The organism is Pseudomonas agronomica (genome assembly GCF_025917275.1).
Lineage (GTDB): Bacteria > Pseudomonadota > Gammaproteobacteria > Pseudomonadales > Pseudomonadaceae > Aquipseudomonas > Aquipseudomonas agronomica.
In genome coordinates this window covers 21,748-44,964 of sequence record NZ_JAOSHO010000007.1, presented here as the reverse complement: position 1 = coordinate 44,964, position 23,217 = coordinate 21,748, and the positions used below count along the sequence as shown (strand labels likewise).

Here is a 23,217-nt window from a genome sequence, read left to right as displayed (position 1 = left end):
AGCGAGCTTGCTCGCGATGAGGCCCGCTGGTCCCCCGCAGTCGTTCAGCCCTTCCTACAACTCGATACTCATCCCGTCGAAAGCCACTTCGACGTTCCTGCGCACCAGCTCGGCCCGCTCGGGCGAATCTTCATCGAGGATCGGGTTGGTGTTGTTGATATGGATAAGGACCTTGCGCTGCTCAGGCAGTTGCTCCAGCACTTCAAGCATGCCGCCGGGGCCGTTCTGCGCCAGGTGGCCCATTTCCCGGCCGGTGCGGGTGCCGACGCCGCGGCGCTGCATTTCATCGTCGTCCCACATCGTGCCGTCCACCAACAGGCAATCGCTGCTTGCCATGATCTGTAGCAACGACTCGTCGACCTTGCCCAGGCCTGGGGCGTAGAACAGCTTGCCGCCGGTGCGCAGGTCTTCGACGATCAGCCCGATGTTGTCGCCCGGATGCGGGTCGAAGCGGTGCGGCGAATAGGGCGGTGCGGCGCTGCGCAGGGGCAGTGGGGTAAAGCGCAGGTTCGGGCAGGCGGCGATGGTGAAGCTCTGGTCGAGTTCGATGCGGTTCCAACTCAGCCCGCCGTTCCAGTGGGTCAGCATGTTGAACAGCGGGAAGCCAGTGCTCAGGTCTTCATGGACCATGTCGGTGCACCAGACCTGGTGCGGGCAGCCTTCGCGCAGGCTGAGAAGGCCGGTGGTGTGATCGATCTGGCTGTCCATCAGGATGATCGCGCCGATGCCGGTATCCCGCAGGGCCCGGCCAGGCTGCATCGGGGCGAAACCCTGGAGTTGGGCGCGGATGTCCGGTGAGGCGTTGCACAACACCCAGCTCACGCCGTCATCGGAAATCGCGATGGACGACTGGGTACGCGCCTGGGCCCGCAGGCTGCCGTTGCGAAAACCTGCGCAATTGGCGCAGTTGCAGTTCCACTGGGGGAAACCCCCGCCGGCGGCGGAACCTAGAATCTGGACGAACATGGCCGCTCCATCTGCAAACCGAAAATAAAAACGCCCCGGATGACCGAGGCGTGGTGTTGCGTACTACCGCCTGCAGCTATCAACGGCTGGCGAAGTACATGGTGACTTCGAAGCCGATACGCAGATCGATATATGCGGGTTTGGACCAGGACATGGGAATACTCCTTTGGTTGGGATGGGACAGTTAGGATCTATATATATAGTCCACCTCCGTTCGGAGGTGTTCAGATGCTTGGTCGGCTATGTTACTAAATCTGACAAATTCGTTCGCCGCGATTCTTTGAGAAAGCTCGTTGCAGGGGCGGTAACGATCAATGCCCCGCTTGCCAAGGCATTCCCGGACACGGCGCGTTGCTCAGGCAATACCGTCCGCCATGGGCGTCGGCCAGGCGCTGGGCCGCGTCGATCAATTGTCTGCGCGTGATAGCTGTTATGGCGTCGGGTAACTGTTGAAGGTAGTCCGATGGACGACCGGCCAGCTTGCCTTGCCAGAGCACTTCGGCGACCTGGGCAACCGGCAGCACGGTACTTTGCAACTGGCTGCCCAGGGCTTGTCGTTGGCTGGCCAGGGTCGCATCGTCAATCTGCTCGATCAGCGCCACCAAGCCGCCCAGGAACTGCTCCATATGCTCGACCAACTGCGCCGCCGACGCCGCGGGGGATTGCGCGCCCAGCAACAAGCCGGTCCGGCCGTCGATCTGTTTCAAGCCACTGAACACCGCATAGCCCAACTGCAACTCGACCCGCAGGCGTTGGTAGTACGGGGCTTGGCCCAGATGGGCCAGCAGGCGCCACGCGGCTTCGTCGATCAAATCCTGGGTTGGCGTGGGACAGAACAGCAGCACGGCCTGTTCGTCGCCTTGGGTCTGGAGCGAATGCCAGCGACGCATCGGCGCAGGCACGCTCGTTGTCGCAGCTTGCTCTCGGGCGATGCCAGGGACTCGCGCCAATACGGGACCGATGGCGGCCTGGGTGGCTGCCGACAGACCGACGGCCAAACCGTCCCAGTGGGCGTTTGCCCAGGCGCCTTGATCGCTGTCGGGTAAAGGTTGCGAGGATGGCCGTGGGGTTTGCTGACAATGATTCGGCAATTCGCGCAATAGCTGTCGGATCGGTATCAGCGGCGCGTCGTCCCGGGCCGGGCCGGGCGGCAGTGGCTGTCCCAGCTTCGCCAGGAAGTGCTCAAGGACCAACGGCATCGGCGCCTGCAAGCCGACCAGTTTCAATAGCCATTGCTGGCCGCTGGGTTCAAAGGCGATGTCGACACCGGCCTGCCGGGCATCTTCCTGCAAGTCCGCCAACTGCCGATCAAGCCTGGATTTCAGACTGAGCGGTACTTGTGCCGGCCATTGCCAGCGCAGGTACACCGCACCTTCAGGCGAGGTATCCGGCAATGCCTGGCTGAACTGCAGGGGCGAGCGCTCCCGACGGCCCCGGCTGCGATCCTGGGCAAATGTGCGCAAGCCACGGTGGGCGCTGGTCTGGCCGCGGATCAAACCGGCGCGGGGTGGTTCTCCGATGGTTTGCAGAAATGGGTTGGGCGCTGGCACGAGCCATTGCCCGGCGACGTTATCCACAGGGTGCAGTTGCCTGAGGATTTCCCTGAGGCGTATCAAGTCGTTTTCCGACAGCGGACCTTCGCGTCCTTCGCAGTCCCAGCGGGCCAGCTGCCAGGCGGTCGCGGTCTCTTGCTGACGTTGCCGAAGCGTGGTGTATGCCTGGCGCAGTGATGCCCAGTCGTCCTGGGCGGCAAAAAAGCCCAGCCAATCGCGCAGCAACGGTCGGCTATCGGTGGGTGTTTGTCCGTTGTCGAGCTTGAGTTCGATATGCAGCAGCGCTTGGCCGGAAAATTCATACAGCGCGGTAGCCTTGAGGCTGTCAGCCAGGCCTTGCTGGCGCAGTGCCGCGAGCAAGCCGCCAGGCTTGGGGTCGTTCAGCCAGTGGCACAGGAAATCCAGGGCTCGGGGCGAGGCGGCGGGCAGGTGTTCGAAGGCGAACAGCAAGTCGAGGCCGCCTTTGCGCGTCTGCTGATAACTGGCGTCGGCGGACGCCATGAGCCTCGGCGGTGCCTGCCGGATCGCTACTTCATGGGTGGGCACGTGCTCACTGAATTGAATGGCCAGGGTTCGCAAGGCTTCGACGTCCTGCGGGCCGGCCAGGCTCAGGGTCATTTGGCCGCTCTGATAGAAACACTGGTAGAAATCCCGCAGTGCCGTTTGGAATTCCGGCTGCGATACGCCAAGGCTGTCGCGATTGCCCGCATGAAAGCCGCGCAGCGGGTGATTCACCGCCAACCCTTCGTACAAGGCGATCTGCCGCTGGGCCGCTGCGTCCTGGGACCAGGCAATGAATTCAGCGTGGAGGACCTCACGTTCGCGTAATTGATCGTTTTCGTCCAGGCGCGGATGGACGAGCATGTCGGCCAACCGTTCCAGTCCGCCGGGCAGGGCTGCCGGTGGCAACTCCAGGAAAAAGTCGGTGGTGCGTTCGTTGGTGCGCGCATTGATTTGCCCACCGTGACCTTGCACGTAGGCCATCAGGTGCTGGCCGGTAGGAAAGCGTTCTGTCCCCAGGAAGAAAAGATGCTCGAGAAAATGCGCCAGTCCCGGCCAGGCTTCGGGTGCATCATGGCTGCCGGCTGCCACCCGCAACACCGCGGCGCTGCGCTTGAGGCCGGGAACATGACGCAATGTCACCAGCAAGCCGTTGGCCAGGGTTTCAATGTGGGGGCGGAGGGGATCGGGGACCGGCATGAGCGCTTCCAGGATGGGGATGCGCTCATGCTAGCGGATTAGTCCGGATCAGTGTTTAGGCAAGTCGCCATAAAGCGCGGGGCGACGGTCGTGCAGGTAGTTGTAGGCCGCGCGGGAATCATCGATCAACTGTCGATCGAGATCACCCACGATCAATGCTTCGTCCAGGCCTGCCAACGCCGGCCGGCTGCCGTCCGGTGCTGCAATGCTGCTCTGGCCGCAATACTTCAACTCCCCTTCGTGGCCGCAATAATTGGCGTAGGCGACGAAGCACTGGTTCTCGATCGCCCGTGCGCGCACGGTGACATCGGCAATGAACTCGTAGGGTTGCATGTTGGCGGTAGGCACCAGGATCAGTTCGGCGCCGGCCAGTGCCAGGCGCCGCGCGTTTTCCGGGAACTCCAGGTCATAGCAGATCAGGAAACCGAGCTTCCAGCCGTTGAGTTCCACGATCGGCAACGCCGCGTCGCCGGCGCTGAACATCGTGTGGTCCAAGTCACCGAACAGGTGGCTCTTGCGGTAGTTGGCCAGGCGTTCACCGTGGGCATCGATCAGTTGGACAGCGTTGTAGATCTGCCCGTCTTCGCTGCGTTCAGGGTAGCCATAGAGAATCGCCAGGCCGGCCGCCTTGGCGATACGGCCGATTTGCTGCGCCCATTCGCCGTTGTAGACCTCCGCCAGTACATTCACCGCATCGACCCCGATGTTGTAGCCGGTGAGGAACATCTCCGGCACCACCAGCACATCGGCGCCCCTGGCTTCCAGCGCGATCTGATGCAGGCGCTGCAGGTTGCCGGCCGGGTCCATGGGCAACGGTGGGCATTGGTAAAGGGCTACGCGCATCGACAACTCCTTTTATTCGGGCAGGGCGATCGGACCGATTTCGTGGAATACGTCACCTGGACCCGGGTTCTCGGGGTGAGTTTCACCGCCGAAGTGTTTCATGATTCCCCACACGGCATTGAGCGAGGTCTGTACCGCGCCTTCAACCCAGGCGGGTGTCCATGAGACGTCGTCGCCGGCGATAAAGATCCCTTTTTGTTCGGCGGGCATGTCGTCCTGCATGAAATGCGCATACATGCGCTGGTTATAGCGATAGTGGCCCGGCAAGGCGCCCTTGAATGCGCCGAGGAAGTAAGGGTCCGCTTCCCAGGACACGGTGATCGGTTCGCCAATGATCCGCGCGGCGATGTCCACTTTCGGATAGATCTTCTTCAGGGCATCGAGGGCCAGCTTCACCCGTTTTTCCACCGGATAAGGCAGCATCTTCAGCGCATCGCTCATCCACGAATACGACAGGCAGATCACGCCCGGCTTGTCGTCGCCATTGTCGAACAGGTAGGTGCCACGAGTCAGGCGGTCGGTGAGGGTCATGCTCATCAGGTCGCGACCGGTTTCCGGGTCCTTGTCCTTCCAGAACGGCCGGTCGACCATCACGAATGTCTTCGACGACTGCATGTAGCGGGTGCGGTCCAGGGCCATCCACAGCTTTTGCGAGAACAGCGCCTCTTCGCATTCGATCTGGGTGGTCAACAGCCACGTCTGGCAGGTGACCAGCACGGCGGCATATTCGCGCGTGTCCCCCCAGACGTCGGTGACGCTGAACCGGTCATTATCGGCCCGGGCGATACGTTTCACGCCGGCACGAGGCGCGCCCAGGTGCAACGAGTTCAGGCTGGTGCCCGCCGGCCAGTGCGCGCAACGCTCCGGGACATGTTTCCAGATGCCGTGGGGCACCTGCTCCACACCGCCGACGACCAGGTGTTGATGATCATCGCAGTTGGTCATCACCACGCGGAAGATTTCCAGCATCGAGTTGGGGAAGTCCGAGTCCCAGCCGCCCGTGCCGAAGCCGACCTGGCCGAACACTTCGCGGTGCAGGAACGAGAGCTTGGCGAACGCCTTGGAGGTGGCGACGAAATCATAGAAGGTGCGGTCATCCCACAGCGGCACCAGGGTGTTCCACAGTTCCTTGAGACGCGGTACGTCGCGGTCGCGGATCGCTTGCTGGATCTCGCTGAAGCGTGAGCCAGCCTCCAATGCGTCGGCCCAGGCGTCGGCGACTTCCTGGAACAGCGCGGGAAGGTCGGCCATGCTTTCTGCATAGTAGGTCTGGCCTTCCAGGTCGATGACGGTGCTGCCCGAGGCCGAGGTCAACGGGTTGGGGAAGGGTTTGGTCTCCAGGCCCAGCTTGTCGACGTAGTGATAGAACGCCGTCGAGGAGACCGGAAACCGCATGCCGCCGAGCTCGGCAATGATGCCTTCGGCGCCGTTGAACGCCTGGGAGCGCAGGCGCCCGCCCATTTTCGACGCTTCGTAGACCACGGGCTTGAGGCCCAGCTTCATCAACTCATACGCCGCCACCAGGCCAGCGATCCCGGCACCGACAATCGCCACTTCGGCGCCGTGATTATGTTCCGGAATGACGCCCAGGCCGGCCGGGTGTTCGATCCAGTCGTCAAAGGCGAACGGAAAATCCGGCCCGAAAATGGTGATGGGTTTCTTGCCGTCTGCTGGGTGGCGATTGTTCTTGTTCATGGCGGACCTTGATGGGCGACTCGACGCGACGTTCGCGTCTGAGTATAGGAAAAGATGCCAGCCATTCTAGAGAGGGAGAAACACGTTAATAAGACGCAATGTGTCGTCGTTTTGCGCTGTTTTTCGTCATTTATAATCTTGGCTCAATCGTAATGACGAATCCTGGTCCCATGTGGGAGCGAGCCTGCTCGCGAAAGCGGTGGATCAGCACATGAGAATGCTGACTGACACACCGCCATCGCGAGCAAGCTCGCTCCCACAGGTTTTTGGGTTGGCTTTAGACCGGCTGGCCCCGATCGATCTTGCTGCTGAGGATGATCGACGTGGTGGTTTTCTCCACCCCGTCCACGCTGCCGATCTGGTCCAGCAACTGATCCAGCTGTTCCGGCGAGTCCGTGCGCAACCAGGCCACGTAGTCGAACTCGCCGCTCACTGCGCACAACTGCTGGACCTGGGCCATCGCGCTCAGGCGTCGCAATACGTCCTTGCCGGAGCGTGGCTGGACCTTGATGCCGACATAAGCCTGCAAGCCGCCATCGATCACTCGCTGCCCAAGACGCACGCCGTATCCGGTGATGACCTTGGTTTTTTCCAGTCGAGCCAGGCGCGAGGTCACGGTCGTGCGGGCGATGCCCAGTTGCCGGGCCAGCATCGCAACACTTTCCCGCGCGTTGATTTGCAGCGCCGCGATCAGTTGGCGATCGATTTCGTCGAGGACGGGAGGGCGGGTATCAGTCAAGGTCAGCTCCGGCGCATGCATCAATGGCGGGCATGTTACAGGCTCCGGCGTTCGAAGTAGCGGGTGGCAGGCAAGGCCAGCGCTCGCCAAGCCGGGGCGAGGTGCGCCTGGGAAGACCTGAGCCAAAGACCGTCCTGGCCGATCAGAGGCTCGGCCGGCAACTGCAGCAAGTCGTCCAGTGAGAACGCCTGCACCGAACCTTGGTCGTCATTGCCTTCAATTTCCCAATCGCGCTTGAAACAGCGTACCTGTAGTTGTTGCTCGTCGAAGCTTTCAAACAACGGCCGATGACCCAGCCACCGCGGGTGTATCCGCAGCGTATGGTGTTGGACATCGAGCAGCAGCAACTGCCAGCCCCGGTAGTTTCCACAGAGTTCTGTCACGTCGGTTGCCATGCAGGTCAACGCCAGATAACGGCTATTGGATGACCAGGCCATCGACGGCGCCAGGTCGACCAATGCACAGCCCGACGCCGTCAACAGGTGCCCGCCGAGGCGGGGCGTACCGGCACGCACCCAACTGTCGGCGTATTCCGTTTCGCTGCCCAATAGCCAGGCGGCATCCTGGTCATTCGGCGCGGGTTGGATGAAGTCGCCGTCGGCGGTGGCCGCTTGGGGGCGGTCCACCAGGCGCCATGGCTCAACGACGTGGAGCTGCGAATCTTCCGGCTGTAGCTGAACGGTGTTGTAGAACAGCCGGGAGTGTTCATTGGAACGGAAGAAGGAAGCGTCACATCCGACCTGTGGCGCGACGACGTTGAAGCGCATTAATGGGCTGCTTTCCAGATCGTTATCAAGACGACCTTCGACGACCGCCAGGCTCAAGCGGCCGGCGCGGAAATCGAGTATGCGCTCCACCCACAGGGCGGGCCCTTGCAGCAAGCGCCGCTCCTGCAAGTCTGCGACCACCGCGTGGGTTGCCACTGTCGTCGCGTGCTCAAAGGGCAGCAGCGCCAGGTAGCGCCCGCAATCGGAGATCCGATGATCGAGCAACCAACTTCCCGGCAAGGACCAATCACCGATCTGGCAGCGATAACTTCCGAGTCCGTCGGGGTTGTCGTGTATCCAGGTCAGACAAGCGCATTTGCCGTCCAGCATCGGCTGTGTCTCGATGCACGAGTCGCCTCGCCGGCCGCGACTGTCCAGCGGCATGACGATGGACATCCGCGTCAGCTTGAATTCATCAACCTGCACGCGACCCTGGGCGTCGTGACCTGTCTGGGTTTCGGTATCGCTGTGGATGCTGTCCAGGCGATACCCATAACGGCCGGCGCTCGGTCGCGGATAGTCGAGGTATGCGCCGATATGCACATGGTTCGCCCCGAGACTCAGCAACTCGTGCCAGTAAAAGGACGGCTCGGCGGCGCTTTTCACCCAGGGTGAGGGCAGGGCGCGCCAGCCATTCCCCGCTTGCCACAACCAATACTGGTCGCCGTCCGCATCGTTGGCCTGCTCCCGGGCCAGACACACCAGCGCGGGTTGAGTGGCGCTCCACACCAAAGGTGCATCAGCTGCCATGACCAGCCCCGAGGGTTGCCCGTCGACGCTGATGGCATAGCGCGGGGAATACAGCGGCGCCAATGGCTGGTCCAGGTCGCGAAAGGTCGCGGGCAGCAATAGATCGCCCTCCAGGCGATGCTGGCCGTCGGCGCTGGGCCGCTCGAAGGTGGGCGCTACATTGTCCGGATGCCAGCCTGGTTCAAGCCACAGGTCAGCGACGGGAACCAGGTCCGCCACCTGTGCGGTTCGCAGCAGATCCTCCAGCCGCGCTTGGCGAGCGCCGTTGTCCACCAGGGGGCTATGACGGCCGATCAGTTCGTCAGGATTGAAAGAATCCAGTTCCCAGAACTCGCTTTCGGCGCAGCGGTAGACCTTGCGCTGCTGACGGTCGAGGATGACCAGCCCCCATTCCTGCCGGGACGGCACGGGTGCGGCGAAATAACGGCCATCACTGGAAAACATCGCCGAAGAACCAAGCCCTTGCAGAAGCACGCCATCGGGAAACAGATAATCGCAATGGACAGGGCCGCCCATGGCGATTTCGCTGTGGTTGAACTGCCGGATCGGTTCGCCTTCAGGCGTCGACTGCGGCTCGCCGCCACCCCAGGCGCTCGGTCCTTGGGTGGTAACCGGCGCGAGCCCAAGACGCCGTTCCCATTTGCTGACGCAGGCAAGCCCTGCACCGATGCCAGCGATCGCCACGAGGATGCCCCACCACTCGGGCAACGCCCGGCCCAGGCTGAAGCCCAGGCCAAACACCGCTCCGACTGTCAGCCGGGCGACGCCTCGGCCCATCGACTGGAAGCCTAGCCGCGCGGCGAGGCCCATCAGCAAGCCGAGCAATACCACCGCCAGCAAGGCCAGCGGCGGCGGCAGGATGGTGACGAAGAAGGCTGGCACCAAGAGGATGCCGAGTTGCCAGAAGAGTTCGAGGAACAGTCGGGACAGGCTAGGGCTGGCGATGATGGAGGTCTCGGTGGGGGGCTTTTGGTCGTGAGTGAGCCGACATTGAAAAAGGAAAACGTGGCGTCGCCGTCGCAGGGCCTTGGAAAAACGGAAGGGCCTGCTACCAGCGCAGCCAGCGTCGACCGAGCAGGGCGCCCAGTATCGTCGGCACCAACATGCCCAACAAGTACCACACTGCCCAAAACGGGACCTGCATCTCGGGGCAGTGAAGGGAATAGGCAATCGTCGCCATTGAACCGGCCAGCAGTCCGCCGCAGGCGCCTGAAAGCATCAGGTTCGTGGGGGCGAGGCCGCGTAGCGCCCAGAACACGGCGATAAATCCCGGAATCGACAGCAGGGTGATGTTGAGCGCACACACCCGCCAGGTATCGCCCAGAATGACTGCAACGCGACCATCAGGTGCGGTCGCCATGAGGACATAGATCGCGCCAATCCATACTGCCGTGACGGCGGCAACGATCAGTATCTTGCCGGGCCCCGAAGTGGCGCCAGGTCTGGCCAGCCTCATGACCATGCTCAGCGTGCCGATCATCAGGCAGAGCGGGAACGCGATCTTGGCCCAGAAAATCGGTGTCGCCATGACCTGGCCCAAGTCTGGGCGCACGCCTTTCAGTGCGACCACCAGCAAAAGGGCGCCCAGGAGGCCGGCCAGCACCGCGATACTGAATCGCTTGGCGGGCGCCCGGCGATCGACCGGGGTCACGCCCGAGGCGAGCAGGGAAATCAAATCATCAGTCTTCATCGTGCACCTCTCACTCTCAACGCCAGGGCTTTGAGCCCTCGGTGTATCCCTATCTTCACCGCAGACTCGGACAACCCCGTCGTTTGAGCGGCTTCCGTCACAGACAGCCCTTCCAGTTTCACGCGTACGATCGGTAGACGCTGGCGTTCAGGTAGTTGCTCAAGCAACTTGCCCAGGTCGCGACTGGCCTGCGCAGGTTCAAGATGTGGCTCGGCAAACAGCTCCGCCGCATCGTCGAGGGAGTCGTTGAGCATGTCATGGCGTGATCGCCCACGGAAAAAGTCGATGAGCTTGTAACGCGCAATGGCAAAGACCCATGCCGTCAGCGGTTGATCGGCTTGATAGGTCTGGCGCGCATTATGAACGGCCAGCAAAACCTCTTGCAGCAGGTCCTCGATTTCACCGGGGCGCTGTTGAAGCCTCGAGCGTAAAAAGCCGCGAAGATGACCACTCAGCTCCGATAAAAACCTGCGATAAGCCCGTTCGTCTCCATCCAGGCCTGAGAGAAACAAGGCCTGAAGATGGAGCTCTCGGCTGCGCAAAGCATCGTTATCCGTAGTTCGTTCCATCGTTCGCTCTGGTTACACGAAAGGGGAAATATCTCATTGCTGCCAATGCCGGCAGCGAATCTTACATGCGGCTTCCGGACGTGAAGGCATTTTTTGCTGGCCCAAGAAATATTTTGTGGTCGCTGTAACCGAATCCGGAACGACATCGAACTACTTGTTGGATCGCAAGCACAGTGCCCAAGCATTGATGCAGCGACCAACCCATCTTCTGGAGAGCACATCATGAATAACCTCAAACTTGCCGCCCTCGCCGTTGCCTTCTCTTCGTTCGCCGCCGGTGCCATCGCCGCAGAAACGCCTGCCGCAGCAGGTGCCATGGAGAAATGCTACGGCGTTGCCATGGCCGGCAAGAACGATTGCAAAGCGGGTGCGGGCACTACCTGTGCGGGCACCGCCAAAATGGACTATCAGGCCAACGCCTGGAAAAACGTGCCTGCCGGTACGTGCACCTCCATCAAGACGCCAAAAGGCATGGGCTCTCTTACACCTATGTAATCGCAGTGCCAAGGGGCTCACCGATCATGAAAACCGTATTCCAGATGGGGGCCGGACTCGGCCTGAAACCGAACCATTACTCCGATGCGCTTGACTGCGCTGCCGAGGGACTCTGGTTCGAAGTTCATCCGGAAAACTACATGGAAGAAGGTGGGCCCCGTCTCGCGTGGCTGGAGGCTATCGGGAGCCAGCACCCCCTGTCGCTGCACGGTGTATCACTCTCACTGGCGGCCGATTGCCCACCGGACGAAAGCCATCTGAAGCGTTTCAAGGCACTGGTCGACCGCGTACAGCCTGCATTGATTTCCGAACATCTGGCCTGGTCCGCATGGCGTGGCCAATATCATCCTGATCTGTTGCCATTCCCTCGTACCGTCGAGGCATTGCAGTGCATCGCAAGCAATATCCAACGAACACAAGACGCCCTGGGACGTTCGATTGCCATTGAAAACCCCACTCACTATCTGAGTTTGCCGGGGCATGAATTCAGCGAAATAGAGTTTTTGACCGAACTGAGCATCAGGACTGGTTGCGGGTTGCTGCTGGACATCAATAACGTCCATATCAGCGCGCATAACCTGGGCTTCGATGCGTCGAAGTACCTGGACGCCTTCCCGGCCAAGGCGATTACGGAAATCCATTTGGCGGGCCACACGGTGGACCCGGGGGACACGCAGTTGCTGATCGATAGTCACGATGCGCCCATCGCTGATGATGTCTGGTTGCTGTATCGACGCGTTATCGACCGGATCGGCAGGCGCCCGACCTTGATCGAGCGCGACGACAATATCCCCGGGTTCGATGTCTTGTTGGCTGAACGAGACAGGGCGCAGGGATTGTTGAACACCGGCAACCGGCGTGTATCGGAAGTGACGATATGAACACCTCGCTGGCAAGTTTCCAGGATGCATTCGTCGACGCGTTATATGAGCGACATTCGACTGGAATGACCGCGCTGATCGAACAGCCCGGTTTCATGGTGTACCGCAATACCGTTTTGAAAGGGGCGGTGGACGCGTTACTGGCGAACTTTCCCACCGTCGAACGCTTGGTCGGTACAGAGTGGCTTAGGGCTGCCGCGACGCTTCATGCCCGGCAGGCGCCCCCGACCGATTCCCGGTTGTTGCATTACGGGGCTGGATTCCCGGATTTTCTCGACGCTTTCGAGCACGCGCGGGAAATGCCTTATCTGGGCGACGTCGCCCGCCTTGATCTGCTCTGGACACACGTCCATTGCGCCGAAGATGAACCCGACGTCGATCCGAGCGAACTGGCGAAGTTGCTCCCACAGGACTTGGCCCGCAGCCGACTCACACCGAAGGCCGCGTGCCGGTGGGCGTGGTTCCCGGACAACCCCGCCTACACCCTTTGGCGGTTCAATCGTGAAGAGCGGGACATGCCTGATGAGCTCGATTGGCGAGGCGAAGGAGCGCTGCTGACGCGCAAGCAAGGCAAGGTTTTTTGGCAGGCCGCCAGTGCTGCCGAGTGCAGGTTCCTGGATGCCTGCGCAGCCCATCTACCGCTCGAACAGGCCGTGGAAAAGGCCCTTGAGGTTCAGCCTGACCTGGATTTTTCAGAACTCATTACCCGCTTATTCAGCGCCGACGCGTTCGCCCCTGTAAGCATTCCATAACAGCAACTTAGCCAGCGGAGCACATCATGGACGCCATAAGAAATCCTTCGTCCACAACCGACAAATCCTTGCGAGGCATGTGGAACAGCATCGCAGACCGACTTGGCGCAATGCTGGGTGACTCGTTATTGGTGCTGGTTGCGCGGCTATCCATCGCAGCCATCTTCCTGATGTCAGGGCGCACCAAGGTCAGTGGTTTTCTGACGATCACGCCCAGCACCTATGAACTGTTTCGCGCGGAATACGCACTGCCGCTGGTCACTCCAGAACTGGCCGCGCATCTGGCAACCTACAGCGAGCATCTTTTTCCGCTGTTGCTGGTACTGGGCCTGTTCTCGCGACTGTCGGCATTGGCATTGCTGGGCATGACGTTTGTAATCGAGGTGTTTGTCTACCCTGACGCCTGGCCAACCCACCTTTCCTGGGCAGGCTTGCTATTGCTCATCGTCGCCCGTGGCGGTGGTGCGATGTCGTTGGATCGATCACTTGGCATCAAGTGATCCATTAAATCCTTGTACCCTGGAAACGACGAAAGCCGCGCAATGCGCGGCTTTCAATTTGGTGGGCCCACACGGACTCGAACCGTGGACCAAAGGATTATGAGTCCTCTGCTCTAACCAACTGAGCTATGGGCCCTCAGTAGGCCGCGGATTATAGCGACGGTTTCTCGGCTGTGCTATCCGAAAAATCCGATACGGTTACACGCAGAAACGTTGCGGCAAATTCTTCGGCGCACAGGGGCAGGCTGACGATGTAGCCCTGGATCTGTTCGCAGCCCTCGTCGGTGAGGAATTGCTGCTGGGCCAGGGTCTCGACGCCTTCGGCGATGATGGTGAACTGCATGCTGCGTCCCAGGGCGATGATTGCCCGCACAATCGCCGCATCGTGGGGGTCGTCGGGCAGGCCGCGGACAAATGACTGGTCGATCTTGAGGATATCCAGCGGCAGCCGCTTGAGATAGCTCAGGGACGAATAGCCGGTGCCGAAGTCGTCGATGGCCAGTTGTACGCCGAGCTTCTTCAGTTGGTGCAGCACCGTCAGCGCCTCTTCGGCCTGGCTCATGATGAAGTTCTCGGTAATCTCCAGTTGCAATAGGCCAGGCTCAAGCTGGTTTTCCCGCAGCAGTTGTTCGATACGGCCCAGCAGGTTGGGTTGGCGCAGTTGGGCTCCCGCCAGGTTGACCGACAGCGGGCCGAGGCTTTCATGGCTGCTGTTCCACTCGCAGAGCTGGCGGCATGCGCTTTCCAATACCCAATCGCCGATCTGCAGGATCATGCCGTTTTCTTCCGCCAAGGGAATGAAATGTTCGGGCGGCACGTCACCGAAGGTCGGGTGCGTCCAGCGAATGAGCGCTTCGGCGCCCACCAGTCGGTTGTCGATGAGGCTGATTTTCGGCTGGAAGGACAGCGACAGCTCGTTGCGTTCAATCGCCCGTCGCAGCTCGTGTTCCAGGGCGACGCGTTCACTGGCCTGGGCCGTGAGGTCGCGGGTGTAGCTTTCAACCCGGTTGCGCCCCTTGGCCTTGGAACGGTACATCGCCGCATCGGCATTCTTGACCAGCGTGGCGACATCGCCGCCATCCTGCGGGTACAGGCTGGTGCCGATGCTGGCGCTGATGAAGAATTCATGTTCACCGGCCTGGAACGGCGCGGTGAAACAGTTCAGGAGTTTGTGGGCGATGTGCTCGGCATCACTGGGCTGTTGCAGGCCGGGCAAGAGGATGATGAATTCGTCACCGCCCAGTCGCGCGACCGTGTCGATATCGCGCAATTGTTCGCGCAATCGCACGGCGATGCCCTTCAGGAGTAGGTCGCCGACTGGGTGCCCGAGGCTGTCGTTGATGTGTTTGAAACGGTCCAGGTCGAGAAACAGGACCGCGCCCTGGCCGCCGTTTTCCTGCTGGTTGTTCAGGGCTGTCAGTAGACGGCTTTCGAACAGCGTGCGATTTGGCAGGCCGGTGAGTGGATCGTGGTGAGCCTGGTAGTCGAGGCGAGCCTGGGCGTGCTTTAGGCTGGAGATGTCGGCGAACACCGCGACGAAGTGGGTGATCTGCTGTTCCCGGTTGCGGACGGCGCTGATCGTCAGCCAGCTGGGGTACAGTTCGCCGTTCTTGCGGCGGTTGGAGATCTCGCCTTGCCAGTGTCCTTCGGCCGTCAATTGATGCCACATCGCGGCGTAGAACGCGCTGTCATGCAGGCCGGAAGCGAGCAAGCGGGGCGTGTGGCCCAGGGCTTCGGTTTCGCTGTAGCCGGTGATTTCGGTGAAAGCGCGGTTCACGGCGCTGATGTGCTGCTGCGTGTCGGTGATCAGTACGCCTTCGGCGGTGCTTTCGAAGACCGTGGCGGCCTGTTGCAGTTTTTCCTGCATGAGGTGGCGTTCGGTGATGTCCCGGGCGATGGTCAGCATGCAGTCTTCGTTGCCGATGGGCAGCGGTCGGCTGGACACCTCGCAGAGTCGAATCTGCCCGTCGTTACGGCGGATATGGCAGCTGAAATCCTTGACGAAGCCGTCCCGTTGCAGCAGGTCGAGCATCTGCTTGCGCTCGTTGAGGTTGACCCAGATGCCCAGGTCGAGGGTGGAACGGTCCACCGACAAGGCGCTGTTGAAACCGGTGATGCGGCTGAAACCGTCGTTGACCTCGATCAGCAGGCCATCGCTCTGCCGGGACAGTAGCAGGCCATCGGGCGAGGCGTGGAAGGCCTTGGCAAACTTCTCTTCGGAGGTCTGCAACTGTTGCTGGGTTTCCTTGAGCTGGCTGATATCCCGGACCACCACGACCAGCGCCGGGGTGGTGTCGAGGTCAAACGGTTCTGCAGAGATAAGGCCGGTGAAGACCTGGCCGTTACTGCGCCGAAAGGGCATTTCCAGATTGCGAATACTGCCGGCTTGCAGACGCTGGAGCAGGCTCGGGCCCACGCCCTGTATGCCCCAGATATCCAGGTCGGTGGCACTCTTGCCTACCACTTGTTCGGCGCTCAGGCCTATCTGCTCTTCAAAGGCTTTGTTGACTTCCAGCAGGCAGCCGTCCAGCAATCGGGCGATGACCAGGATGTCCGGGCACTGACGAAACACCGATCCGAACTTCTGTTCGGACAGGCGCAACGCTTCCTCGGTGTGCTTGGCTTCACTGATGTCGATCATCAGCCCGCGCATCAATGGTTCATGGCCGTGTTCGATCAGGCTGACGATGTCTCGTACCCACAGGCAGCGTCCGTCGGCGGTGATCACCCGGTAATCAATGCAATGGTCGCGCCCGGCAAGTACTTCATGGTCGCAGTAGCTCTGCGCGCGTATGAGGTCGGCCGGGTGAATGATGTTGCGCCAGAATCCCGGGATGAGCCAATGGCTGAGCGGATAGCCTAACAATTCCTCGGCGTGGGGCGAGACGTAGCTGTAGGTGAAATCGCTGACCCTCGCTTCCCAGGCAATCGCTGAAAGACTCTCGACCAATCCGCGATAATGGTATTCGCTGCTGCGCAGTTCCTGTTCAAGGTCGACTCGTCGGGCTATCTCGGAACTGAGGCGGCGATTGATGCGAATCACCACCGCGAGGATACCCACCAGTAGAAGCATCCCCGGCAGGCCGTACAGCAATAAATCTGACCAGAACTGGCGATAGTCACGCACGTTGCCGATCCATTTTTCCTGGATTTCGCTGACCTCGGCAGGGGACATGTCCGCGATGACCTTGTCCAGGATGGTCACCAGGATCTTGTTTTCCTGCGGGACGGCCATTGCGAGCTGATAACGATAAGGGGTCTCGCCACTGACGTAGAGTCCGTCGAGCTTGAGTTGGCGCAAGCTCCAGACGCTGGACGCCAGATCGCCGACGACGGCATCCACCTCATCGGTTGCCAGCGCCTGCAAGGCTGAGCTGACGTTGGGCAGTGCCACCAGGTTCAGGTCGGGATGGTGATTGCGCAACAGTTCGTGGGGGGCATAGTTCTCCACAACGGCGATCTTCAGGCCATACAGGTCTTCAAGATTGCGCGGTTGGGCGCCGCCATGATGGGCGAGGATGACAATCGGGAAGTCCAGGTACGGGCGGGTGAAGGCCAGGTAATTCTGGCGTTCTGGGGTGGACATGATGCCCGGCAGGAGATCGATCCTGCCCTGTGCGACCTGTTCCAGCACGACGGTCCAACTCACCGGTTCAATGGGCGTCAATGTGACAGCCAGTCGCCTGCGAATGATTTCCACGTAATCGGCGGCCAAGCCCTGGTAGCGCCCTTGATCGTCGCGAAACTCGAACGGTGGCCAGGAGGCATCGACGCCCAGGCGCAGGTCGGGGTGGTCCTTGAGCCAGCGGTGCTCTTCATCGGTGAGCGTCAACGCGCCGGCCGTCGCGGTCCAGGTCATCAGTGACAGCAAAAGCACGGCCGTCAGTCTGGGCATCACGGTCTCGTCATGGCTTGGGAGGATGTTTCGAGTGTAGACGGGCAACGGGGCGGGGGGGTAACGAAGGGCGTTTTATCTGCACATAGCAAAACCCCCGGCAGGGCCGGGGGTTTGGAGGGTCACTCGTCGAGGAAGGAGCGCAGATGCTCGCTTCGCGTCGGGTGGCGCAGTTTACGCAACGCCTTGGCTTCGATCTGACGAATCCGCTCGCGGGTTACATCGAACTGCTTACCGACTTCCTCAAGGGTGTGGTCGGTATTCATGTCGATGCCGAAGCGCATGCGCAGTACCTTGGCTTCACGGGCAGTGAGGCCGGAAAGTACTTCGCGAGTCGCTTCCTTGAGACTCTCGACAGTGGCGACATCGATCGGAGACTGCATGGTGGAGTCTTCGATGAAGTCACCCAGATGGGAGTCTTCATCATCACCGATCGGTGTTTCCATGGAGATCGGCTCTTTGGCGATCTTCAGTACCTTGCGGATCTTGTCCTCAGGCATTTCCATGCGTTCGCCCAGCTCTTCCGGCGTCGGTTCGCGACCCATTTCCTGCAACATCTGCCGGGAAATGCGGTTGAGCTTGTTGATGGTCTCGATCATGTGCACCGGAATACGGATGGTGCGAGCCTGGTCGGCGATCGAGCGAGTGATCGCCTGACGGATCCACCAGGTGGCATAAGTCGAGAACTTGTAGCCGCGACGGTATTCGAACTTGTCCACCGCCTTCATCAGGCCGATGTTGCCTTCCTGGATCAGGTCGAGGAATTGCAGGCCGCGGTTGGTGTACTTCTTGGCGATGGAGATCACCAGACGCAAGTTCGCTTCGACCATCTCTTTCTTCGCGCGACGGGCCTTGGCCTCGCCGATCGACATGCGACGGTTGATGTCCTTGATCTCGGCGATGCTCAGGCCAGTCTCGGCTTCCAGCGCGCTCAGCTTCTGCTGGCAACGAACGATGTCCGGTTGCAGGCGGGCAATGGCTTCAGCGTATTTGCTTTTGCCTTTGGCCAATGCATCGGTCCAGCTTTCGTCGACTTCGTTGCCAGGGAACTGGCGCAGGAAGTCTGCACGCGGCATGCGCGCATCACGAACGCACAACTGCATGATCGCGCGCTCTTGCTGACGCAGGCGGTCCAGGGCGCTACGAACACGCTCCACCAGTCCTTCGAACTGCTTGGGCACCAGCTTGATCGGCATGAACAGCTCAGCCAGCGCCAACAGCTCGGCGATGGCCTGCTTGTTGTTGCGACCATGCTTTTTCAGCGCCTTGCGGGTGATTTCCATCTGGTCGGCCACGGCGCCGAAGCGCTGGGCAGCGATGATGGGATCCGGACCGCTTTCGGCCTCTTCTTCGTCGTCGCTGGCTTCGGCGTCTTCGTCATCGGTGTCATCGTCGGCCTTGGCGGCTTTCGAGTCGATCGGTGGCGGCACTTCGGCGGCAGGCGGCGCAATGCCGTCGTCCGGGTCGATGTAGCCACTCAGAACGTCGGACAGGCGGCCACCTTCGGTGGTGACGCGGGTGTACTCGGAGAGAATATGGTCAACCGTGCCAGGGAAGTGCGCGATCGCGCCCATCACTTCACGGATGCCTTCTTCAATACGCTTGGCGATTTCGATTTCGCCTTCACGCGTGAGGAGCTCTACCGTACCCATTTCACGCATGTACATGCGCACGGGGTCCGTGGTGCGACCAATGTCGGTCTCGACCGCTGCCAACGCTGCGGCCGCTTCTTCAGCGGCCGCCTCGTCGGTATCGGCGTCGGCCAGCATAAGGGCATCCTTATCTGGAGCAACCTCGAATACGTTGATCCCCATGTCGTTGATCATGCGGATGATGTCTTCCACCTGTTCCGGATCTGAAATATCCTCCGGCAGGTGGTCGTTGACCTCCGCGTAAGTCAGGTAGCCCTGCTCACGACCCAATAGGATCAACTCTTTGATACGAGACTGCTGTTGCGCTTTTCCGGACATAACACCCTATCCACTGAAGGTCTTGGCGGGCAAAAAACAAGCCGAGGATTATACCTGAGCTGTGACCTCACGCGCCAGTTGAGGTCGGGTTTGATGCGCAAACATTGCGGCTGAGTAAATCCCGCAATTGGTTTTTCTCTTCGCTGGTCAACTCGCTCTGGCGAGCTTTGCGCAGAAGTTGTTCCAGGTTTCGCTCGCGTTGGCGGGCGGACAAGCTAGTAATGGTGTCGAAAAACTGTTGTTCAAGGTTGTCTCCCTCTATCAGCCATTCCTTCTCGGCCAGCGCCTTTAGCAGGCGCCCTTGCTCGGTGCCGTGCCACCGCGCGATCAACTGGAATGAGTTTAACTTGGGGTTCTTCTGCACGGCTTCAAGGAGTGCCACCAGCAATTGCGTGTTGCTGTGATCCTCGGCGGCGAAGTGCCCGGCGTCCTCTACTTTCTCGGCCAGTTGCGGGTGATGCAGCAGGGTACGCAAGGCGGCCAGTGTTGGTGGTTCGACGGCGGCCGGCACGCGCGGGGCACGTGGCTGGTCGCGATCGCCGCGCTTGCCGTTCTTGTCCCAGGGTTTCTTGTCCCATTTCTTGCCGCCGCTGCCGGTTTTTTTCGGCGTCCACTCCTGCTGAGGAGCGTAATCCTGCTGAGGTTGATGATAGTCGGCGAAATCCGGCATCGCGTCGTAATCGACGCCCGGGTCATACGCAGGCGGCGCTTCCTGAGGGGCGCTGTGGGCCAGCTGATTCATCGCTTCGTTGTTGAGACCGGTGATTTCGCTCAGGCGCTGGCGCATGAGCGTGCGCAGGTTGGCGCCTGGCACCTTGTCGATCAGCGGCGCCGCGAGGGTGGCCATGTGCGCCTTGCCTTCGAGGGAGCGCGGATCGGCTTCTTCGGTCAGTTGCTGGAAAAAATAATCGGCCAACGGCTGCGCATGCTGGTTGATCCGGGCACGAAATGCGTCGGTGCCTTCGGAGCGCACCAGGGTGTCCGGGTCTTCGCCCTCGGGCAGGAATAGAAAGCGTGCGCGTCGCCCGTCCTGCAAGCATGGCAACGTTGCCTCCAGCGCACGCCAGGCGGCATTGCGGCCGGCCTGGTCGCCATCGAAGCAGAACAGCACGCTGGGCACGACGCGAAAAAGACGCTTCATGTGTTCTTCGCTGGTGGCCGTGCCCAAGGTCGCAACGGCGTTGCGCAAGCCTTGCTGGGCCAGGGCGATAACGTCCATGTAGCCCTCGACGACAATGATCTCGTCGAGGTTGCGGTTGTTCTTGCGCGCTTCGTACAGGCCATAAAGCTCTTGGCCTTTATGGAATACCGGAGTTTCCGGGGAGTTCAGATACTTGGGCTTGTCGTCGCCCAGTACCCGGCCACCAAAGGCGATGATTCGCCCGCGCGTATCGCGGATCGGAAACATCACGCGGTCACGGAAGCGGTCGTAGCGCTTGCCGGTTTCGGCATTCTCGACCAGCAGGCCGGCGTCGATCATTGCGCGCTGCTGCAGTGTGTCGCTGCTCAAGTGCTTGTAAAGATTGTCCCAGCCGGGCGGGGCGAAGCCGAGGCCAAAATCCCGGGCGATTTCGCCGGTCAGGCCGCGGCCCTTGAGGTAATCCACCGCCGCCTTGCGGGCCGGATGGCTCTTCAGGGCCTGGCGATAAAAATCAGCCGCTGCGGTCAGCAGCGGATAAAGCGGCGAGTCGGTCGGTTGGCGCGGCTTGTGCTGCCGACCGCTTTCCTCGCGAGGTATTTCCATGCCGGCGGCTTTGGCCAGTTCTTCGACGGCCTGGGGGAAGTCCAGGTTGTCGTGGTCCATGATGAAGCCGAGGGCATTGCCGCCCGCGCCGCAGCCAAAGCAGTAATAGAACTGCTTGTCGGGGCTGACGCTGAAGGATGGGGTTTTTTCTTTGTGGAACGGGCAGCAGGCCGTGTAGTTCTTGCCCGCTTTCTTCATTTGCAGGCGAGAGCTGACCACGTCGACGATGTCGGTGCGGTTCAGGAGGTCGTCAATAAAGCTCTGGGGAATTAGCCCGGCCATGGCGTTCTCATCATCACTGCGCGAAAAAGGGCCCGAGATCAGCAGGCGTCATCGGTTCCTGGTTCTGAGGCACGGAAAACAGGTGGCTCGACCGGGTCGTCTGCATCATTGCTGTCGGGAAGTGTATCTGCCGATTATCCACTGACGTTAATTACTATCAGTATTCGACTGTATGAATGTGTTGCGCTGAGTCCGGTAACGGCCGGTCTGGCCACGGATAGCTCATCAAGCGGGCACGCAAGCGGGTGCCTTGGGCTGATCGTCGTTAGAGGAATCAGGGTGTGCTCGTCAGTAGCCTTGGAAGGCTCGTCAGAAGAGACGTGCACCGCTGGCAAAAGAGCCAGGTCTGACGCGGTGAAGCGGGTTGTCTAGGTCGCGTCTGCGGCTTTGACAGTGAAGCATCAAGCGTTTTCCGCAAATGCCATAAGCCCGGCTTGAGGGCCGGGCTTGGCAAGAAGCTTGCGACGGACGTCTGTGTATTAGTACAGACGTACGGCGCGGCGCTGTTCGCGCTGAACTTTCTTGGCGTGACGCTTAACAGCGGCTGCTGCTTTGCGCTTACGCTCGGAAGTCGGCTTCTCGTAGAATTCGCGGCTACGAACTTCAGCCAGAACACCGGCTTTTTCGCAGGAGCGCTTGAAACGACGCAGAGCTACGTCGAAGGGTTCGTTCTCTTTTACTTTGACGGCTGGCATCCAGAGCTACCTTCATTCATTACCGGGGTCAACATCCTCGCGGCAAAAGAGCACTTGAAGACGTCGGTTTTTAAGGGTTGCGGATGTTAACCCCTCAACGCTCGGAATGCAAAGCCTCTGATCGAAAACCGCTGGTCGGGGCACAACGCGGCGACTATTATGCGCGCCTTCGAATTCAGCCTCTACAAGGCGCAAACCCATGCTAGTACTGGGATTAGAAACGTCCTGCGACGAAACCGGCGTTGCACTCTACGACAGCGAGCGTGGCCTGCTGGCCGATGCTTTGTTCAGTCAAATCGACCTGCATCGCGCTTATGGCGGCGTGGTGCCCGAGCTTGCGTCCCGTGACCACGTCAAGCGCATGCTGCCCTTGATCCGCCAGGTCCTGGCCGAAGCCGGCTGTGTGCCGACCGAGATCGATGCCATCGCCTACACCGCCGGGCCGGGCCTGGTGGGTGCGCTGCTGGTTGGCGCTTCCTGTGCCCAGGCGCTGGCCTTTGCCTGGGGCATTCCGGCCCTGGGCGTGCATCACATGGAAGGCCATCTGCTGGCACCCATGCTGGAACCGCAACCGCCGGAATTTCCGTTCGTCGCTTTGTTGGTGTCGGGTGGTCATACGCAACTGGTGCGCGTGGACGGAATCGGTCAGTACGCCCTCATGGGGGAGTCGCTCGACGATGCCGCCGGGGAGGCGTTCGACAAAACCGCGAAGATGATGGGCCTCAATTATCCAGGCGGACCGGAGATCGCGCGGTTGGCAACCCAAGGGGTCGAAGGACGTTTCGTCTTCCCGCGTCCGATGTGCGATCGGCCTGGCCTGGATTTCAGCTTCAGTGGCCTGAAAACATTCGCATTGAATACCTGGCAGCAGTGCGTGAGCGCCGGGGACGACAGTGAGCAAGCCCGTTGCGACATCTCCCTGGCATTCCAGCAGGCCGTGGTGGAGACTTTGACCATCAAGTGCAAGCGCGCCTTGAAGCAGGCCGGGCTCAAGCGCCTGGTCATCGCCGGCGGCGTAAGTGCCAATAAAGCCTTGCGGCTGTCGTTGGAAAAAATGCTCGGCGACATGAAGGGCGACGTTTACTACGCTCGGCCGGAGTTCTGCACCGATAATGGCGCGATGATCGCTTTTGCCGGCTGCCAGCGTTTGCAGGCCGGCCAGCAGGAAAGCCTGGCAATCAGTGTGCAGGCGCGCTGGCCGATGGAGCAGTTGGCGCCGCTGTGAAGTGTC

At 60.8% G+C, this 23,217-nt stretch carries 18 protein-coding genes and 1 tRNA gene; 5 read left to right on the top strand and 14 right to left on the bottom strand.

The genetic code is table 11. The features are described from left to right. Positions 1-54: 54 nt before the first annotated feature. The 9 genes from pqqB to OC610_RS01515 all read right to left on the bottom strand — a co-directional run bounded on the left by pqqB (position 55) and on the right by OC610_RS01515 (position 10,772). Positions 55-966, bottom strand: coding sequence for a pyrroloquinoline quinone biosynthesis protein PqqB (pqqB, locus tag OC610_RS01555; RefSeq protein WP_264426216.1), 912 nt, complete (start codon positions 964-966; stop codon positions 55-57). A 79-nt stretch (positions 967-1,045) separates the two neighbouring features. Then, positions 1,046-1,120 (bottom strand): pyrroloquinoline quinone precursor peptide PqqA, encoded by a 75-nt coding sequence (gene pqqA, locus OC610_RS01550; RefSeq protein WP_003177660.1) that lies wholly within the window; start codon positions 1,118-1,120, stop codon positions 1,046-1,048. Between the two features lie 157 nt (positions 1,121-1,277). Continuing rightward, positions 1,278-3,719, bottom strand: coding sequence for a pyrroloquinoline quinone biosynthesis protein PqqF (gene pqqF / locus OC610_RS01545; RefSeq protein WP_264426215.1), 2,442 nt, complete (start codon positions 3,717-3,719; stop codon positions 1,278-1,280). 48 nt (positions 3,720-3,767) lie between these two features. Beyond that, positions 3,768-4,562, bottom strand: coding sequence for a carbon-nitrogen hydrolase family protein (locus tag OC610_RS01540; protein WP_264426214.1), 795 nt, complete (start codon positions 4,560-4,562; stop codon positions 3,768-3,770). A gap of 12 nt (positions 4,563-4,574) precedes the next feature. Further along, positions 4,575-6,257, bottom strand: coding sequence for a flavin monoamine oxidase family protein (locus OC610_RS01535; RefSeq protein WP_264426213.1), 1,683 nt, complete (start codon positions 6,255-6,257; stop codon positions 4,575-4,577). A gap of 277 nt (positions 6,258-6,534) precedes the next feature. Next, on the bottom strand, positions 6,535-6,996 hold the full coding sequence (locus tag OC610_RS01530) for an Lrp/AsnC family transcriptional regulator (protein WP_018607342.1): 462 nt from the start codon (positions 6,994-6,996) through the stop codon (positions 6,535-6,537). Positions 6,997-7,031: 35 nt separating this feature from the next. Further along, complete coding sequence (locus OC610_RS01525; protein WP_408636516.1) at positions 7,032-9,461, bottom strand: hypothetical protein; 2,430 nt, start codon at positions 9,459-9,461, stop codon at positions 7,032-7,034. A gap of 100 nt (positions 9,462-9,561) precedes the next feature. After that, on the bottom strand, positions 9,562-10,203 hold the full coding sequence (locus OC610_RS01520; protein WP_264426212.1) for a DUF1109 domain-containing protein: 642 nt from the start codon (positions 10,201-10,203) through the stop codon (positions 9,562-9,564). Further along, entirely contained in the window at positions 10,200-10,772 is a 573-nt protein-coding gene (locus OC610_RS01515; protein ID WP_264426211.1) for a sigma-70 family RNA polymerase sigma factor, read from the bottom strand. The genes OC610_RS01520 and OC610_RS01515 overlap by 4 nt, the downstream gene beginning before the upstream one ends. A 222-nt stretch (positions 10,773-10,994) precedes the next feature. Between OC610_RS01515 and OC610_RS01510 the strand changes: the two genes are divergently transcribed. The 4 genes from OC610_RS01510 to OC610_RS01495 are packed head-to-tail and all read left to right on the top strand — an operon-like array spanning position 10,995 to position 13,400. Further along, entirely contained in the window at positions 10,995-11,267 is a 273-nt protein-coding gene (locus tag OC610_RS01510; protein ID WP_264426210.1) for a BufA1 family periplasmic bufferin-type metallophore, read from the top strand. A gap of 26 nt (positions 11,268-11,293) precedes the next feature. Continuing rightward, the gene (gene bufB, locus OC610_RS01505) at positions 11,294-12,148 is read left to right on the top strand and encodes an MNIO family bufferin maturase (RefSeq protein WP_264426209.1); all 855 of its coding nucleotides are present in this window, start codon (positions 11,294-11,296) and stop codon (positions 12,146-12,148) included. After that, positions 12,145-12,900, top strand: a complete 756-nt coding sequence (locus tag OC610_RS01500) for a DNA-binding domain-containing protein (protein WP_264426208.1) — start codon at positions 12,145-12,147, stop codon at positions 12,898-12,900. Before bufB ends, OC610_RS01500 begins: the two co-directional genes overlap by 4 nt. Positions 12,901-12,926: 26 nt before the next feature. Further along, complete coding sequence (locus tag OC610_RS01495; RefSeq protein ID WP_264426206.1) at positions 12,927-13,400, top strand: DoxX family protein; 474 nt, start codon at positions 12,927-12,929, stop codon at positions 13,398-13,400. 59 nt (positions 13,401-13,459) lie between these two features. Here OC610_RS01495 and OC610_RS01490 read toward each other — a convergent pair. The 5 genes from OC610_RS01490 to rpsU form a co-directional block, all read right to left on the bottom strand. After that, positions 13,460-13,536, bottom strand: a tRNA-Ile gene (locus OC610_RS01490). 15 nt (positions 13,537-13,551) lie between these two features. Beyond that, positions 13,552-17,295: a bifunctional diguanylate cyclase/phosphodiesterase gene (locus tag OC610_RS01485; RefSeq protein WP_264426205.1), complete on the bottom strand. Its 3,744-nt coding sequence runs from the start codon at positions 17,293-17,295 to the stop codon at positions 13,552-13,554. A 122-nt stretch (positions 17,296-17,417) separates the two neighbouring features. After that, the gene (gene rpoD / locus OC610_RS01480; RefSeq protein ID WP_264426204.1) at positions 17,418-19,265 is read right to left on the bottom strand and encodes an RNA polymerase sigma factor RpoD; all 1,848 of its coding nucleotides are present in this window, start codon (positions 19,263-19,265) and stop codon (positions 17,418-17,420) included. Between the two features lie 67 nt (positions 19,266-19,332). Beyond that, complete coding sequence (gene dnaG / locus OC610_RS01475) at positions 19,333-21,291, bottom strand: DNA primase (protein WP_264426203.1); 1,959 nt, start codon at positions 21,289-21,291, stop codon at positions 19,333-19,335. A 479-nt stretch (positions 21,292-21,770) separates the two neighbouring features. Next, positions 21,771-21,986 carry a 30S ribosomal protein S21 gene (gene rpsU, locus OC610_RS01470; protein ID WP_002551877.1) on the bottom strand — a complete coding sequence of 72 codons (216 nt, stop codon included), beginning with the start codon at positions 21,984-21,986 and terminating at the stop codon, positions 21,771-21,773. Positions 21,987-22,185: 199 nt separating this feature from the next. On the opposite strand from rpsU, the gene tsaD reads away from it, so the two are divergent. Continuing rightward, entirely contained in the window at positions 22,186-23,211 is a 1,026-nt protein-coding gene (tsaD, locus tag OC610_RS01465) for a tRNA (adenosine(37)-N6)-threonylcarbamoyltransferase complex transferase subunit TsaD (protein ID WP_264426201.1), read from the top strand. Positions 23,212-23,217: the final 6 nt, after the last annotated feature.

What these genes read in the sequence shown, in the direction of transcription:
- OC610_RS01495 (WP_264426206.1), top strand. Translation starts at nt 12,927, where the DNA reads ATGGACGCCATAAGAAATCCTTCGTCCACAACCGACAAATCCTTGCGA.
- dnaG (WP_264426203.1), bottom strand. Translation starts at nt 21,291, where the DNA reads ATGGCCGGGCTAATTCCCCAGAGCTTTATTGACGACCTCCTGAACCGC.
- pqqF (WP_264426215.1), bottom strand. Translation starts at nt 3,719, where the DNA reads ATGCCGGTCCCCGATCCCCTCCGCCCCCACATTGAAACCCTGGCCAAC.
- rpsU (WP_002551877.1), bottom strand. Translation starts at nt 21,986, where the DNA reads ATGCCAGCCGTCAAAGTAAAAGAGAACGAACCCTTCGACGTAGCTCTG.
- OC610_RS01540 (WP_264426214.1), bottom strand. Translation starts at nt 4,562, where the DNA reads ATGCGCGTAGCCCTTTACCAATGCCCACCGTTGCCCATGGACCCGGCC.
- rpoD (WP_264426204.1), bottom strand. Translation starts at nt 19,265, where the DNA reads ATGTCCGGAAAAGCGCAACAGCAGTCTCGTATCAAAGAGTTGATCCTA.
- OC610_RS01515 (WP_264426211.1), bottom strand. Translation starts at nt 10,772, where the DNA reads ATGGAACGAACTACGGATAACGATGCTTTGCGCAGCCGAGAGCTCCAT.
- bufB (WP_264426209.1), top strand. Translation starts at nt 11,294, where the DNA reads ATGAAAACCGTATTCCAGATGGGGGCCGGACTCGGCCTGAAACCGAAC.
- OC610_RS01510 (WP_264426210.1), top strand. Translation starts at nt 10,995, where the DNA reads ATGAATAACCTCAAACTTGCCGCCCTCGCCGTTGCCTTCTCTTCGTTC.
- pqqB (WP_264426216.1), bottom strand. Translation starts at nt 966, where the DNA reads ATGTTCGTCCAGATTCTAGGTTCCGCCGCCGGCGGGGGTTTCCCCCAG.
- OC610_RS01520 (WP_264426212.1), bottom strand. Translation starts at nt 10,203, where the DNA reads ATGAAGACTGATGATTTGATTTCCCTGCTCGCCTCGGGCGTGACCCCG.
- OC610_RS01485 (WP_264426205.1), bottom strand. Translation starts at nt 17,295, where the DNA reads ATGCCCAGACTGACGGCCGTGCTTTTGCTGTCACTGATGACCTGGACC.
- OC610_RS01500 (WP_264426208.1), top strand. Translation starts at nt 12,145, where the DNA reads ATGAACACCTCGCTGGCAAGTTTCCAGGATGCATTCGTCGACGCGTTA.
- OC610_RS01535 (WP_264426213.1), bottom strand. Translation starts at nt 6,257, where the DNA reads ATGAACAAGAACAATCGCCACCCAGCAGACGGCAAGAAACCCATCACC.
- tsaD (WP_264426201.1), top strand. Translation starts at nt 22,186, where the DNA reads ATGCTAGTACTGGGATTAGAAACGTCCTGCGACGAAACCGGCGTTGCA.